Origin of the sequence: Aeromicrobium sp. NPDC092404 (assembly GCF_040684095.1) — a bacterium.
Lineage (GTDB): Bacteria > Actinomycetota > Actinomycetes > Propionibacteriales > Nocardioidaceae > Aeromicrobium.
In genome coordinates, this window is sequence record NZ_JBFBFI010000001.1 from 522,995 (window position 1) to 536,633 (window position 13,639).

General features: G+C 69.4%; 15 protein-coding genes. 3 read left to right on the forward strand and 12 right to left on the reverse strand.

Annotated elements, in window-relative coordinates; all coding sequences use genetic code 11:
• Positions 1-93 precede the first annotated feature (93 nt).
• Entirely contained in the window at positions 94-813 is a 720-nt protein-coding gene (locus tag AB0N22_RS02725) for a TetR/AcrR family transcriptional regulator (protein ID WP_364635734.1), read from the reverse strand.
• Positions 814-939: 126 nt separating this feature from the next.
• On the opposite strand from AB0N22_RS02725, the gene AB0N22_RS02730 reads away from it, so the two are divergent.
• Positions 940-1,860 (forward strand): NAD-dependent epimerase/dehydratase family protein, encoded by a 921-nt coding sequence (locus tag AB0N22_RS02730; protein ID WP_364635737.1) that lies wholly within the window; start codon positions 940-942, stop codon positions 1,858-1,860.
• A gap of 10 nt (positions 1,861-1,870) precedes the next feature.
• On the opposite strand, the gene AB0N22_RS02735 is transcribed toward AB0N22_RS02730, so the two are convergent.
• The 5 genes from AB0N22_RS02735 to glnA form a co-directional block, all read right to left on the reverse strand.
• A complete protein-coding gene (locus AB0N22_RS02735) occupies positions 1,871-2,527 on the reverse strand; it encodes a GNAT family N-acetyltransferase (protein ID WP_364635740.1) in 657 nt (218 codons plus the stop codon).
• 180 nt (positions 2,528-2,707) lie between these two features.
• On the reverse strand, positions 2,708-4,111 hold the full coding sequence (locus tag AB0N22_RS02740) for an NAD(P)-binding protein (protein WP_364635743.1): 1,404 nt from the start codon (positions 4,109-4,111) through the stop codon (positions 2,708-2,710).
• Positions 4,112-4,150: 39 nt separating this feature from the next.
• Positions 4,151-4,417, reverse strand: a complete 267-nt coding sequence (locus tag AB0N22_RS02745; RefSeq protein ID WP_364635746.1) for a hypothetical protein — start codon at positions 4,415-4,417, stop codon at positions 4,151-4,153.
• A 64-nt stretch (positions 4,418-4,481) separates the two neighbouring features.
• Positions 4,482-5,129: an SGNH/GDSL hydrolase family protein gene (locus AB0N22_RS02750; RefSeq protein WP_364635748.1), complete on the reverse strand. Its 648-nt coding sequence runs from the start codon at positions 5,127-5,129 to the stop codon at positions 4,482-4,484.
• A 274-nt stretch (positions 5,130-5,403) separates the two neighbouring features.
• Positions 5,404-6,825: a type I glutamate--ammonia ligase gene (gene glnA / locus AB0N22_RS02755; protein WP_364635751.1), complete on the reverse strand. Its 1,422-nt coding sequence runs from the start codon at positions 6,823-6,825 to the stop codon at positions 5,404-5,406.
• A 171-nt stretch (positions 6,826-6,996) separates the two neighbouring features.
• Between glnA and AB0N22_RS02760 the strand changes: the two genes are divergently transcribed.
• On the forward strand, positions 6,997-7,356 hold the full coding sequence (locus tag AB0N22_RS02760) for an RDD family protein (protein ID WP_364635754.1): 360 nt from the start codon (positions 6,997-6,999) through the stop codon (positions 7,354-7,356).
• A gap of 60 nt (positions 7,357-7,416) precedes the next feature.
• Here the strand turns inward: AB0N22_RS02760 and AB0N22_RS02765 are convergent, their stop codons facing one another.
• Genes AB0N22_RS02765 through lipB form a run of 3 tightly spaced genes read right to left on the reverse strand, consistent with a single transcriptional unit; the run spans position 7,417 to position 9,817 of the window.
• Positions 7,417-8,124: a DUF4191 domain-containing protein gene (locus AB0N22_RS02765; RefSeq protein WP_364635757.1), complete on the reverse strand. Its 708-nt coding sequence runs from the start codon at positions 8,122-8,124 to the stop codon at positions 7,417-7,419.
• Positions 8,125-8,134: 10 nt separating this feature from the next.
• Positions 8,135-9,058 carry a lipoyl synthase gene (gene lipA / locus AB0N22_RS02770; protein ID WP_364639181.1) on the reverse strand — a complete coding sequence of 308 codons (924 nt, stop codon included), beginning with the start codon at positions 9,056-9,058 and terminating at the stop codon, positions 8,135-8,137.
• 36 nt (positions 9,059-9,094) lie between these two features.
• A complete protein-coding gene (gene lipB / locus AB0N22_RS02775) occupies positions 9,095-9,817 on the reverse strand; it encodes a lipoyl(octanoyl) transferase LipB (protein ID WP_364635759.1) in 723 nt (240 codons plus the stop codon).
• Between the two features lie 80 nt (positions 9,818-9,897).
• On the opposite strand from lipB, the gene AB0N22_RS02780 reads away from it, so the two are divergent.
• Complete coding sequence (locus AB0N22_RS02780; RefSeq protein WP_364635762.1) at positions 9,898-10,329, forward strand: hypothetical protein; 432 nt, start codon at positions 9,898-9,900, stop codon at positions 10,327-10,329.
• Between the two features lie 12 nt (positions 10,330-10,341).
• On the opposite strand, the gene AB0N22_RS02785 is transcribed toward AB0N22_RS02780, so the two are convergent.
• From AB0N22_RS02785 to sucB, 3 genes are read right to left on the reverse strand one after another with little or no spacing between them, the layout of a single operon-like run.
• On the reverse strand, positions 10,342-10,863 hold the full coding sequence (locus AB0N22_RS02785; protein ID WP_364635765.1) for a DUF664 domain-containing protein: 522 nt from the start codon (positions 10,861-10,863) through the stop codon (positions 10,342-10,344).
• Positions 10,860-11,750 (reverse strand): TIGR01777 family oxidoreductase, encoded by an 891-nt coding sequence (locus AB0N22_RS02790; protein ID WP_364635768.1) that lies wholly within the window; start codon positions 11,748-11,750, stop codon positions 10,860-10,862. The genes AB0N22_RS02785 and AB0N22_RS02790 overlap by 4 nt, the downstream gene beginning before the upstream one ends.
• Before the next feature lie 3 nt (positions 11,751-11,753).
• Positions 11,754-13,631, reverse strand: coding sequence for a 2-oxoglutarate dehydrogenase, E2 component, dihydrolipoamide succinyltransferase (gene sucB, locus AB0N22_RS02795; protein WP_364635771.1), 1,878 nt, complete (start codon positions 13,629-13,631; stop codon positions 11,754-11,756).
• Positions 13,632-13,639 lie beyond the last annotated feature (8 nt).

A 13,639-nucleotide genomic window follows, 5' to 3' on the forward strand; every position in this document is an offset into this window, starting at 1 on the left:
GGAGATCCTTCGGCGCGGCTGGGAGGTATGCCCACATTGTCGCGTGCCGCTCCGCCCCCGGCCTCATCGAACCGGTGAGGGATTGCTCACTCGTCACGCCAGGCCGAGGTCGCCGGCGAGGCGCAAGGCGGTCTGCTCGAAGTAGCCCTCGAGGTCGCTGACCGAGCCCTTCAAGTGCCCGAAGAGCTCGAACGAGAGCGTCCCGAAGATCGTCGACCACACCATCAGGGTCCGCATCACCAGCTCGGGCAGCGTCTCGAGGTCGACGTCGCTCCGCTCGGCGATGAACGCGATCGCGTCGGCGACGACGCCGGAGGGGTCGGCGGCGCTCGCCGGCGGCATGGCGGCCGCGGTCGTGCTGCCGGCCGCATGCGCCGCCACGATGATCTCGACGAGCCGCACGATCACGCGCGTCGCCGGGACGACGGTGTCCTGCGGCGCCGCGTAGCCCGGCACGGGAGAGCCGTAGATCAGGGCGTAGTCGTGCGGATGGGCGACGGACCACTCACGGGTCGCGCGGCACGTCGCCATCCAGCGCGCCACGTGGTCGTCCCGGTCCTGGACAGCATCGTCCGCGGCCTCGGCAGCCTCGCCGAGCTCGTCGTACGCGGCGATGATCAGCGCGTTCAGCAGCTCGTCACGGCTCGCGAAGTAGCGGTAGACCGCGGACGAGACCATGCCGACGTCCCGCGCCACGGCACGCAGGGAGAGCTCACCGGGACCCACTCGACGAAGCTGGGCGCGTCCCGCCGCCAGGATCTCGGCGGTGATCTCTTGTCGAGCCCGCTCGCGGGCCGTGCGTGCGACTGTCATGCGTCCACTCTGGCGCAACCCGAGAGCACACGCAACAAACGAGAGCGGTGCTCTTGTACTGGCTGGGTTCTTGTGTCAGGATCATGATCGAGAGCGGTGCTCTCCATCAACGGAAGGACCATCGCCATGTCTGATCGTCATCTCGTCGTGGGGGCCGGACCCGTCGGCCGCCACGTGGCCCAGCTGCTCGCGGCACGGGGCTCCGAGGTGGTCGTCGCCACGCGTTCGGGCACGGACACCGGCATCGACGGCGTCACGCACCTCACGCTGGACGCCTCGGACGCCGATGCCCTGAGCGCCGCCGGAGCGGGCGCATCGGTGCTCTACAACTGCGCCAACCCGGCCGACTACACGACGTGGGGCAGGTTCTGGCCGCCGTTGGCTGCGGCCTTCCTCGTCGCGGCAGAGCGCTCGGGAGCCGTCTACGCGATCACCGGCAACCTCTATCCGTACGGCCCGGTGGACCAGCCGATGCGCGAGGACATGCCTGACGCGGCCACCGACTTCAAGGGTCGGCTGCGTGCGACGATGTGGGCGGACGCCAAGGCGCTGCACGAGGCGGGGCGCATCCGGACCGTCGAGGTCCGCGGCTCGGACTATGTCGGGACCGGGGTCGGCGGCAACGGCCACGTGACCCGCCAGGTCCCCGGTGCGCTCAAGGGCAGGCGGGCGTGGGTCTTCAACCGCAAGGACCAGCCGCACACCTTCACCGACGTCCTCGACGTCGCGCGGCTGCTGATCGCGGCCGCCGACGACGAGACCGCGCACGGCCGGACCTGGCACGTCCCTAGCAACCCTCCGCGCACGCAGCAGGAGGCCATCACCGACGTGCTGACCAGCATCGGGAACCCGGCCGTACCGGTCAGCTCGGTGCCGGAGCCGGTCTTCGCCGCGCTGTCGAAGGTCGTGCCTCTGGTCTGGGAGCTGCGTCAGCTGTCGTACCAGTGGAACGCGCCGTACGTGCTCGACGACGACGCGGCACGTCAGCACTTCGGGATGGAGCCGACTCCCTGGGACGAGGTCTGCCGCCGGAGCGCGGTCGTCTGAGCGCTCGAGCTCATTCCTCCGTGGAGGTGCCCATGAGCGACAGCATCTCGAACGCGGAGTCCCAGCCCAGTGACTCGTAGAGCCGGCGCCCCTGAGCTGAGGCCGCCAGCACCCCGCGCTGTGCGCCGCACTCCATCGCGTACGTCGTGAGGGTGGCCATGACGTGCCGGCCGAGCCCGCGTCGCTGGAACGCGGGCGTGGTCTCGACCGCGTCGAACGTCGCGTCCTCGCCGAGGATGCCGATCGTGCCTTCGGCGGCGACGCGGTCGCCGGACTCCAGGACGTACCTGGTGCGATGCTCGTCGATGTCCCACCGTGGGGTGAGCCCGGCGTCGAGCAGCGGCGCGTCGATCGGCGTGAATCTCGTGGTCATCAGCGTCTCGTCGTCGCGGTCCACCCTCACGCCCGCGGGCAGGTCGAGCGCCAGGTAGGGGTCGGCGTCGCTCGCGATGACCGTGAGCATCGCCCGCGGATCCCCGTCGATGTGCTCGAACAGCGCGAAGAACGCGTCCGGCCCCGGATCGATGCAGATCAGCTCGGACTCACGCGTGCGTGAGCGGACATGCACCAGCGGCCAGCCGTCGAGGACCGAGGCTTCGAGCGCCCGAGCGTGTCGCCACGTGGTGATCCAGCGCTCGACAAGCTCGTGCTCGGTGCCGGTCGTCATCCCGCCATTCAACCAGCGCGGATCAGGGCGCCGGATCGACGTCCTGTCCGGCGTCCTCGGCAGGGTCCTGCCCGGGCTCGGTGGTGGCCGGGGTGTCTGGACCCTCGGCAGGATCTTCGGGGTGCGGTGTGGTCATGGTGTTCCTCTCGGTCACCGTGGCCGTACCCACCTGCCGTCATGTCACTCCGAGGAAGTGCGCCGGGTCTGGCCCGCGATCTCCTCCAGACGGACGATGGCATCGCCGACGTTGGCGACGAAGCGCGTCACGGCGGCTTGGGCGCGAGGCTCGTGCAGGTGCTGGGGGAGCGCCTGCATGAGATTGAGGCGGGACGACCCGACCCACGCCTGCAGGTCGGGCTCGCCACCCCACCCGCTCTCGGTGCGCCAGGTCCGCGCGCACATCGCGGCCCACTCGTCGACGGAGTGGGTGAACGGGTTCGGAGGACACAGCCGGTTCTTGTCCGTGTCGTCCTCCCGGTTCGCCTCCACCCAGCCCAGCAGTGCGGCGTTGAAGGACGGGGTCTTGTGCCGCACCTGCTGAAGGGTGATCCGGCCTGGAGCGAAGATCGGTCGCGGCGGGACGAGTCGCAGCCCGCTGGCGCTCGCATCCACGTGCAGCGCGCCGTCGGTCGGCACCTCGCCGTCCTCGAGCACCAGCCGGTCGCGCTCGACGCGGCGTACCCGGCCGAGGCGGACGACGTCGGCGACCTGTCGGGCCCGGTCGACCTCGTGGCTGCTCAGCATGGCGCCGCGGTACATCGTGGCCGGCACGTCAGGGTCCAGACGGATCAGCCGGCCGTTCTGCTCGAGATCGGCGACGAGGTCGGCGTTGCTGGTCGCCCGGGCTCCGATCTCGGTGTCCGTGGCGATGCCGTCGATCACGTCGACCACCAGATCGAGCGCCTGGAACGCCTCGCGGTTGTGGACGTACGCCTCGCGGGGCCGGACCCAGCGGATGCGCTCCGGGTCGACATCGTTGTCCATGAGCCACAGCACGGCATCGACGGCAGTCTTGCCCGACCCGAGCACCGTGAAGGCCGAGGCGCTGTGGGCGACCTCGGGGAGGCGGTGCACCGGAGCGAAGGACGCGTCCGCCGCGACCCCGAACGTCGGCGTGTGGGTGGCTGGCACGGAGACCTCCAGGAACCGGGCGTCGACCACCCGGCGTCGCACCTCGATCCGTTGTATGTCCCCGGTGGCACGGTCGCGGACGGGCACGGTGCCCTGCGCGTCGTCCAGCACCTCGTGACCCAGCAGCGCCTTCACCCGACCGGTCGCAGTCAGCCGGTCGGTGACCTCGCGGAAGTAGGACCACAGCTCGTCGGCGGACGCGCGCTCGTACAGCCCGGCGTTCGGCCCGGCCGTGTCGATCGCGTCCTGTCCAAGGCGCAGCGAGTTGACCCCGTAGTAGGTCGAGGGGGAGTGGAGCCGGACAAACGGGTAGACGTCGGTCCAGTGCCCGCCCGGTGCGCTACGGCGGTCGACGATCGTGACCTCGGCGTCGCTGTGCGCGACGAGGCTGTCGGCGAACGCGAGGCCACTCACGCCCGCGCCGACGACGAGGTAGTCGGTGCTGCTGTCCATCCCCTGAGTATCGGACCTCATGAGGCCGCCTGGCACTGGCTAGTTCGGGGGAATTGCGTAGCCCTTGGCCGGGACGAGCTGATCTGCCTTGTGCCACTGCACGGTGAGGCTGTTGCCGACCCCGCCGGTGACGACGGCTACGAGGGCGAGCCACTCACCGGAGGACGTACGCCGCCACTCGATCAGCAGCCCGGCCCATGGGGTCATGGCGTACTGGGCCGACGGCTTGACCCAGACGTGACGGGCGGGCTGCTTGACGGGGTCCCGGCCTTCCGGGAACTCACTGGAACGGTCGACGAACCCCATGCTGCCCACAATAAAACATATGTTCGATACGGTCAGCCCCGCACGGCGCCGTGGGGGTCGGCAGCTAGGACATGCCCGCGAGGACCTGATCGCGGATCAGGCGGTTGCCGCTGGCGTTCTGGTGCAGTCCGTCGGTCGTGTAGTTCCTCGGGATGAACGACGTCGAGATCCAGGTGAACCCATGTGCCTGCGCAGCGTCACGGATGATCGGGCGGATCTTGTAGCCCACGGGGAAGTCGCCGGCCCACGGCGACAGGACATAGACCTTGTCGACCCCAGCCGCCGTCGCGCGGGTCAACAGCTCGTCGAAGTAGGTGTCGGCGAGCCGGGCCAGCTCGGCGGTCGTGGCTGGGACCAGCTTGCCGGCCACGCACTTCTTGGCGTCGTTGCGTCCGCCGGCCACGACGATCACGTCGGGCTTCCGCTCGCTCACGACAGGCAACCGGTGGGCGTACCGCGTGCCCGTGCAGGAGTTGCCGCGTCGCAGGTAGCCCGACCCGTACTCCGCGTCCTTCATCGGGGTCCAACCCTTGGCGGCGGCCACGTACGACCACCAGCCGCGCTGATAGCTGCCGACCCTGTTGTTGTAGAGCGAGACCGACGAGTCGCCGACGAACAGGACCCGGGGAGCCGGGGTGGCCGCGGCCTCAGCAGATTCAACGGAGCCGGTCGGGACTGCGGTGCTGCACAGCGCCAGCGCGAAGACGACCATGAGGACAATGATGGGCGCCTTCACATCGTCTCTCGCTTCTTCGAAGGGGGACCAGACCCGCCGTCGGTCAGGGCCCAAATATACGGCAGGTCACGGCTCCGGAGGTGATGTTGACACGCGTCGTTCGCGCGAGCCGTACGAGACGCAGATCGCCCCCAGCCGTAGGGCTGGGGGCGACCTGCATGCGCTGTCGTCGGGCGGTTCGACTGTTCTCGCCGGCTGAGTGACGGAGGAGTCACCTCACGCCGTGCTCTCAGGTCGGTGAGACCACCACTCAGATGTCGTAGTAGAGCTCGAACTCGTGCGGGTGCGGGCGCAGCTGGACGGGGAGGATCTCCTCGTTGCGCTTGTAGTCGATCCACGTCTCGATCAGGTCGGGCGTGAACACGTCACCGGCGGTGAGGAACTCGTGGTCGGCCTCGAGCGAGTCGAGCACCGCGTTGAGGGAGGTCGGCACCATGTCGATGGCCTCGTACTCCTCGGGCGGCAGCTCGTAGATGTTCTTGTCGATCGGCGCCGGCGGCTCGATCTTGTTCTTGATGCCGTCGAGCCCGGCCAGCAGCAGCGCCGAGAAGGCGAGGTACGGGTTGGCGGACGGGTCGGGGCAGCGGAACTCGATGCGCTTGGCCTTGGGGTTCGAGCCCGTGATCGGGATGCGGACACAGGCCGAACGGTTGCGGGCGGAGTAGACGAGCGCGATCGGCGCCTCGAAGCCCGGCACCAAGCGGTGGTAGGAGTTGACCGACGGGTTGGTGAACGCGAGCAGCGACGGCGCGTGCTTCAGGATGCCGCCGATGTAGTGCCGCGCCAGGTCCGACAGTCCGCCGTAGCCGGCCTCGTCGTAGAACAGCGGGCTGCCGTCGTTCCAGATCGACTGGTGCACGTGCATGCCCGAGCCGTTGTCACCGAAGATCGGCTTCGGCATGAACGTGACGGTCTTGTCGTTCGCCCACGCCGTGTTGCGCACGATGTACTTGAACTTCATGACGTCGTCGGCGGCCTTGAGCAGCGTGTCGAAGCGGTAGTTGATCTCTGCCTGGCCGGACGTGCCGACCTCGTGGTGACCGCGCTCGAGGACGAGGCCGGCCTCGGTGAGGTTGCTCATCATGTCGTTGCGCAGGTCGGCGGTCTTGTCGGTCGGCGCGACGGGGAAGTAGCCGCCCTTGAAGCGGACCTTGTAGCCGCGGTTGTCGTCGATCGAGTCACCCGTGGACCAGGCGGCCTCGGCCGACGTGATCTCGTAGAACGACTTGTTGGCGCTGGTGCCGTAGTTGACGCGGTCGAAGATGTAGAACTCGGCCTCGGGCGCGAAGTACGCGGTGTCACCGATGCCGGTCGTCGCCAGGTAGGCCTCGGCCTTGCGGGCGATGTTGCGCGGATCGCGGGAGTAGGCCTCGCCCGTGATCGGGTCGTGGACGAAGAAGTCCATCGCGAGCGTCTTGCGCGCCTTGAACGGGTCGATGTAGGCGGTCTTGATGTCGGGGAAGAGCACCATGTCGGACTGGTCGATCGTCTGGAAGCCGCGAATCGACGAGCCGTCGAACGCGACGCCGTTGGCGACCATGTCGGCGTCGAAGGTCGAAGCAGGCAGGGTGACCTGCTGCTGGATGCCGGGCAAGTCGGTGAATCGGACGTCGAGGTACTCGACACCTTCGTCCTTGATGAACTTGAACAGCTCGTCGGCATTGCCGAACATGGGGCCTCCTCGACCGCTGTGCGGCCTGTGTTGTCGATGACAGGTGAGTGCGTCGCTGCACCGTACCGTTGACGCTAGGCTCGGGCAGTTTCCCGGCAGTCACTGGATTGTTTCAGGAATGTTACAAGTGCCCGTGCCGAGCGCAATCGGGCCGTCGGTAGGCTCGGCCGCGTGCAGCCTCCCTCGCTCGTCCGCCGCCTCGGCGCCCTGCTCGTCGACTGGATCATCGCGTCGTTGAGCGCAGCAGCCATCGTGGGCACGGGCTACCCGCCCGAGGACATCCGGGAGAACCTGATCATCACGGCGTTCTTCGTCGTCGAGATGTCGGTCCTGACGGGACTGCTGGGGTTCACGATCGGCAAGCGACTCTTCAAGCTCAAGGTGGAGAACCCTGACGGGCGCCCCATCGGCCTCCCACGCGCCTTCGTGCGCTCGCTGCTCCTGTGCCTGGTGCTCCCCGCGGTCGTCATGACCGACGACAAGCGCGGCATCCACGACCTCGCCGCCGGCTCTCGCGTCGCCCGAGCCTGACCCACGCCTGTTGCGTCATGAGGACCGAGGCCCACGGACCTCAGAAGGCATGACGCGAAATCAGCCGCGCATCGCCTTGCGGGAGCCCTTCATGCTCGTCGGCACGGGGCCACGCGGCATGGGAGCGGCAGGACGCATTGCGTCGAGAGCCTTGAGCTTGTAGAGCACCGCCGTCATCTGGGCGGGCTTGATGTTCTTGGGCAGCTTGCGCATGTGCTTGACCAGCTTGGTCAGCGGCACCTCGTCGGGACCGTTGCCCACCACGACGTCGAGCACGGGGACCTCGTCGCCGCCGATGCGCGCGTGCTTCTTCTTCTCCGCGGTCAGCAGGTTGCGAACCCGCGTGGGGTTGCCCTCGCCGACGAGGATGATGCCGGGCCGGCCGACCACGCGGTGCACGACGTCCTGGTTCTTGGTGAATGCCACCGCAGGCTTGAGCTCCCAGCCGCGACGCAGCATCTGCAGGGCGCCGGCGGCGGCGCCGACCTGGCCCTCGACCTGCGCGTACGCGGCCTTCTCGGCGCGGCGGCCGAAGACGATGAGCGCCGCGAGGATGCCGATGAGCACGCCGAACAGGATCGTGAAGATCAGGCCGAAGGTGCCGGTGCCGAACACGAAGTAGCCGAGCGTCGCCGCCAGGCCACCGGCCAGCAGGAAGGTCAGCAGCAGGAGCAGACCGATGTTGCGGTCACTGCGCTTGGTGATCGTGTACGCCTGGCGCATCTGGCCCAGGCGACCCTTGGCGGGTTCGGGGGTGGCATTCGACATGAGGGTCAGTCTACGTCGCGTTGCGCAGTGCAGCGCCGCCGCGTCCTGACTCGATGGCCTGCTTGTAGAGGCTGCCGGCCCGGTAGGACGAGCGGACGAGCGGTCCGGACATGACGCCGGCGAACCCGATCTCGTCGGCCTCGGTCTTGAGCTCGACGAACTCCTCGGGCTTGACCCACCGCTCGACGGGGTGGTGGCGCACCGAGGGGCGGAGGTACTGGGTGATCGTGATGAGGTCGCAACCGGCCTCGTGCAGGTCGACCAGCGCCTGCGAGACCTCTTCGCGGGTCTCGCCCATGCCGAGGATCAGGTTGGACTTGGTGACCAGGCCGTAGTCACGGGCCTGGGTGATGACGTCGAGCGAGCGCTCGTAGCGGAATGCCGGCCGGATGCGCTTGAAGATGCGCGGAACGGTCTCGACGTTGTGCGCCAGCACCTCGGGACGGCTGTCGAAGACCTGGGTGAGCAGCTCGGGGATGCCGTTGAAGTCGGGGATGAGGTTCTCGACGCCCGTGCCGGGGTTGAGCTCATGGATCTTGCGGACCGTCTCGGCGTAGAGCCAGGCACCGCCGTCGGGGACGTCGTCGCGGGCCACGCCGGTGATGGTGGCGTAGCGCAGCTCCATCTTCTGGACGGACTCGGCGACGCGGCGGGGCTCGTCGCGGTCGATCGGGTCGGGCTTGCCGGTGTCGATCTGGCAGAAGTCGCAGCGGCGCGTGCACTGCTCGCCACCGATGAGGAAGGTCGCCTCGCGGTCCTCCCAGCACTCGAAGATGTTAGGACAACCCGCTTCCTGACAGACCGTGTGGAGGCCCTCGCCCTTGACGAGCTTCATCAGCTCGTTGTACTCCGGACCCATCTTGGCCCGGGTCTTGATCCACTCGGGCTTCTTCTCGATGGGGGTCTCGGCGTTGCGGACTTCCAGACGCAGCATCTTGCGTCCCTCAGGTGCGATGGTCACAGTGCCAGCCTACGCCCGTGCCCCAGCGCTCAGACCGAGGACCGGGACGCTGGGATGTTCGTCGTGGACCAGGTCCGCGGAGGGCTCGTACGCCTGCCACTCGAGCAGCGCGCGCAGGTGCGGGGTGATGGCCTCCGCGGCCTCACGAACCGTCACGTCGCGGCCGAGCTCGGCGCTGAGCGACGTCACTCCCGCGTCGGCGATGCCGCACGGCACGAAGCGGTCGTAGAAGCCCAGGTCGACGTTGGCGTTGAGCGAGAACCCGTGCATCGTGACCCCGCCTGAGACGCGGATGCCGATGGCGCCGACCTTGCGCTCGATGCGGCCCTGGCCGGCAGCGAGCCACACGCCGGAGCGGCCGGGGACACGTCCCGTTGTCACGCCCAGATCGGCGCAGGCGCGGATCATCGCCTCCTCGACCCGGCGCACGTAGTCGACCACGAGGACGTGGGACGGCAGCTTGGTGATGGGGTAGCCGACGAGCTGGCCTGGACCGTGGAACGTGATCTTGCCGCCGCGGTCGACGTCGACGACGGGAGTGCCGTCCAACGGCCTCTCGTGGGGCTCGGTGCGCCGGCCCGCCGTGTACACCGCGGGGTGCTCGAGGAACAGTGCGGTGTCGGTGATCTCGTCGGCCACGCGTTGACCGTGCAGCTCGCGTTGGAGCTCCCACGCCTCGGCGTAGTCGATCGCGCGCTCGCCGTACCACTCGTCCAGGATCTGCAGCGTCACGTCTCCAGCGTAACCCTCCGGCGATGACCGCCTGTGGACGGCGGCGAGCGCGTGTGGCCGTACGACGGCACAGTGGCGCCATGGACTGGCTCTGGGTGCTGATCGCGGCCGTGCGAGCCGTCTCGCCCGCACCTGCCGACCAGTGGGCGACCAGGCTCGGCGAGCTCGACGAGGTGCGAGCCGAGGCCTTCGCGACGTCCGAGGCCGGGCTGCTCGACCGGGTGTACGTCCGCGGCAGCCGCTCGCTGCAGGCGGACGCGATGACGATCGCCGACTACCGGCGCCGTGGCGGGCGCGTCGTCGGTGCCGACCTCAGGGTCATCTCGTGCCGTGTGCTGGCGGCGTCGGGCTCCCGGGCCCGGCTCGACGTCGTCGACCGGCTGGGCCCGGCGCGCGTCGTGTGGTCCGACGGAGCCGTGACCGATCTGCCGAGGGACCGGTCGTCGCGTCGCGAGATCACCCTCGTGCGTACGCCTGAGGGCTGGCGGATCGCCGGGTCCGACCAGGGCTGAGCCGGCCTCGCGTCACTCCTCGCCGGTGGTCCCGTCGATGAGCTCGCGGACGATGTCGAGGTGCCCGACGTGGCGGGCGTACTCCTGCATCACGTGGAACAGGATCGTGGTGAGGGTGGGCACCGCCCCGTCCGCCGGGAACCGTCCGCCGGTCGCAGCCTGGTCGAGCAGGTCGTGCGAGCGGACGATCTCCGTCGTGCGCCGGCCGCCCTCGGCGAGGTCGGTGAGGATCTCCTCGAGCGGGCGCCGGGTGGCCCACCGGCCGGAGTCGACGTCGTCGAGGTGGTCACCCCACGGGCGGTCGACGGGCTCGGCGAGGAATCCCCACACGAGCCACCGGCGCTCCATGTGGACCAGGTGCTCCAGCAGCTCGACGGGAGTCCAGCCTGACGGCAATCGGCTCTGGTGAAGGGCCTGCTCGTCGAGTCCGGCCACCTTGTGGCGGGCCGCCTCGCGGAAGAAGTCCAGGTAGGCGATGAACGCCTCCTGCGGGTCTGACGACGCCGTGTGGGGCGACGGCAGCGACCCGCTCATCGCAGGGCGGATCCGAGCGCCGAGGCGATGTCGGGATCCTCGAACGTGAAGCCCGCGTCGAGCAGCGCGCTCGGGAAGATGCGCAGCGACCCGAGCAGATCGTCGGCGATGCTGCCCAGCGCCGCCTTGAGGGCGAAGCCGGGCGCGACGAGGAACGTCGGCCGGTGGACGGCGTCGCCCAACGCGTCGGTGAACTCGGCGTTGGTCACCGGAGTCGGCGCCGCGAAGTTGAACGGCCCGCTGAGGTCGGGGGACTCGATGAGCAGCTCCGCCGCGCGCACCCAGTCGCGGCGCGAGATGAACGACATGTAGTGGCGACCGCTGGCGAGGCGAGCACCCACGCCGAGCTTCCAGGCCGGCAGCATGAACCGGAGCAGGCCTTCGTCGCCGTCGAGGGCCAGGGAGGTGCGCATGAAGCAGACCCGAGCCCCGGCGTCGACAGCCGGGGCTGCGGCCGCCTCCCAGGCGTGGATGACCTCGGGCAGGAAGCCGCTGCCGGCGGTGCTGCTCTCGGTCAGGACCTCGTCGCCGCGGTCCACGCCGTACTTCGACATGCCGGAGGCCGAGATGAAGGCGGGGGGGTTGGGCGACGCGGCCACGGCCTTGGCCAGCGTGCTGGTGGGGGCCGTGCGTGACTCGAGGATCTCCCGGCGACGCTGGGGCGTACGCGGCCATCGCGCCACCGAGGCGCCCGAGAGGTTGACCACTGCGTCGGCGCGGTCGATCACGATCTGGTCGATGCGACCCGTGTAGGGGTCCCAGAGCGACGTGTCGTCAGAGGTGTCGGCAGAGCGTACGAGACGGGTGACCTGGTGGCCGCCCTGACGCAGGTGCTGCGTCAGGGCGCTGCCCAGGAAGCCCGATGCCCCACCGATGACGACGTGCATGGGTCAGGACCCGAGCTCGCCTTCGAAGGAGCCGCCCTGCAGGCGCTGCTTCACCGCTGTGAGGAACCGGCCGGCATCGGCGCCATCGACGATGCGGTGGTCATACGTCAGCGCGAGGTAGGCCATGCTGCGGACCGAGATGCTGTCGCTGCCCTGCGCATCGGTCACCACGACAGGACGCTTGACGACCGCGCCGACGCCCAGGATCGCGACCTGCGGCTGGTTGATGATCGGCGTGTCGAACAGCGCGCCGTTGCTGCCGAGGTTGGTGATCGAGAAGGTCGCACCGGACAGCTCGTCCGGGGTGATCTTGTTGGTGCGGGTGCGCTCGGCGGCGTCCGCGATCTTGCGGGCCAGCCCGGCGATCGACAGGTCGCCGGCATCCTTGATCGTCGGCACGAGCAGACCGCGCTCGGTGTCGACGGCGATGCCGAGGTGCTCGCCGGCCGGATAGGTGATCGTCCCGGCCTCGATGTCGACGGCCGAGTTGAGCGTCGGGTACTGCTTGAGCGCCTCGATCGCGGCCTTGGCGAAGAACGGCAGGTAGGTCAGCTTGACGCCCTCACGCTCGAGGAACGCGTCCTTGTGCCGAGCCCGCAGGCGGGCCACCTCGGTGACGTCGACCTCGTGCACCTGGGTCAGCTGAGCCGAGATCTGCAGCGACTCGACCAGGCGGCTGGCGACGACCTTGCGCAGACGGCTGAGCTTCTCGGTCTTTCCACGCAGCGGCGACGGCTCGGCCGAGGGAGCCTGGGCAGCGGGGGCCGCGGCAGCGGGTGCTGCTGCCGGGGCGGAGGAGGCCTTCTCGGCCGCGTCGAGCACGTCCTGCTTGCGGATGCGCCCGCCGACGCCGGTGCCGGTCACGGTCGCGAGGTCGACGTCGTGCTGCTTGGCGAGCTTGCGGACGATGGGCGTCACATAGGTGTCGCCCGTGGAACCGGGTGACGCGGCGGGCACAGGTGCCGGCTCGGGCGCGGGGGCGGGTGCCTCCGCGGCAGCGGGGGCCTCGGCCGGGGGCGAGGACTCGGCCGGGTTGGCCTGTGACTCCGGCTCGGCGGCCTGGGGCTCGGATGCAGGTGCCTGCTCCGGCTCCGGCTCGGGCTCCGCCTTGGCTTCGGGCTCGGGCTCCGGCTCAGCCTTGGCCTCCGGAGCGGGGGCCTCGGCTGCCGGTTCGGCGGGCGCGGCATCCGCGGAGCCGATGATCGCGAGCTCGGCACCGACCTCGACGGTCTCGTCCTCGGCGACCTTGATCTCGAGGAGCTTGCCGGCGACGGGGGACGGGATCTCGGTGTCGACCTTGTCGGTCGAGATCTCGAGCAGCGGCTCGTCGACGGCGACGTCGTCGCCGACCTGCTTGAGCCACTGGGTCACGGTGCCCTCGGTGACGCTCTCACCGAGCGCGGGGAGCGTCACAGCCGTTCCGCCGGAGGTCTGCTTGGTCTCGGGCTGCGGGGCAGCCTCGGTCTCGGCCGCGTCGTGCGCCGCCTCGGCACTGTCGTCGGGAGTCACGGTGCGCATCTCGGCGACCGCGTCGGGCTCGGGCTGTGAGCCGTCCGAGGACGTCGATCCGTCGTCCTGGGACTTGTCGGCCTGGAGGTTCTCCTCGGAGACGGGAGCCGTCGCCGAGTCGTCGGTGCTCTCACCCTCCTCGCCGATCACGGCGAGGACCGCGCCGACCTCGACCGTGTCGTCCTCGTCGGCCTTGATCTCGAGCAACGTGCCGGCGACGGGCGACGGGATCTCGGTGTCGACCTTGTCGGTCGAGATCTCGAGCAGCGGCTCGTCGACGGCGACCGAGTCGCCGACCTGCTTGAGCCATTGCGTGACGGTGCCCTCGGTGACACTTTCGCCGAGCGCGGGAAGGGTGACTTCAGTTGCCATGATGTCCT

Bases quoted from the DNA above. Each gene is read 5' to 3' on its own strand.
- AB0N22_RS02735 (WP_364635740.1), bottom strand. From the start codon at position 2,527: ATGACGACCGGCACCGAGCACGAGCTTGTCGAGCGCTGGATCACCACG.
- AB0N22_RS02730 (WP_364635737.1), top strand. From the start codon at position 940: ATGTCTGATCGTCATCTCGTCGTGGGGGCCGGACCCGTCGGCCGCCAC.
- glnA (WP_364635751.1), bottom strand. From the start codon at position 6,825: ATGTTCGGCAATGCCGACGAGCTGTTCAAGTTCATCAAGGACGAAGGT.
- sucB (WP_364635771.1), bottom strand. From the start codon at position 13,631: ATGGCAACTGAAGTCACCCTTCCCGCGCTCGGCGAAAGTGTCACCGAG.
- lipA (WP_364639181.1), bottom strand. From the start codon at position 9,058: ATGCTGCGTCTGGAAGTCCGCAACGCCGAGACCCCCATCGAGAAGAAG.
- AB0N22_RS02725 (WP_364635734.1), bottom strand. From the start codon at position 813: ATGACAGTCGCACGCACGGCCCGCGAGCGGGCTCGACAAGAGATCACC.
- AB0N22_RS02765 (WP_364635757.1), bottom strand. From the start codon at position 8,124: ATGTCGAATGCCACCCCCGAACCCGCCAAGGGTCGCCTGGGCCAGATG.
- AB0N22_RS02785 (WP_364635765.1), bottom strand. From the start codon at position 10,863: ATGAGCGGGTCGCTGCCGTCGCCCCACACGGCGTCGTCAGACCCGCAG.
- AB0N22_RS02780 (WP_364635762.1), top strand. From the start codon at position 9,898: ATGGACTGGCTCTGGGTGCTGATCGCGGCCGTGCGAGCCGTCTCGCCC.
- AB0N22_RS02740 (WP_364635743.1), bottom strand. From the start codon at position 4,111: ATGGACAGCAGCACCGACTACCTCGTCGTCGGCGCGGGCGTGAGTGGC.
- AB0N22_RS02745 (WP_364635746.1), bottom strand. From the start codon at position 4,417: ATGGGGTTCGTCGACCGTTCCAGTGAGTTCCCGGAAGGCCGGGACCCC.
- AB0N22_RS02750 (WP_364635748.1), bottom strand. From the start codon at position 5,129: ATGGTCGTCTTCGCGCTGGCGCTGTGCAGCACCGCAGTCCCGACCGGC.
- AB0N22_RS02790 (WP_364635768.1), bottom strand. From the start codon at position 11,750: ATGCACGTCGTCATCGGTGGGGCATCGGGCTTCCTGGGCAGCGCCCTG.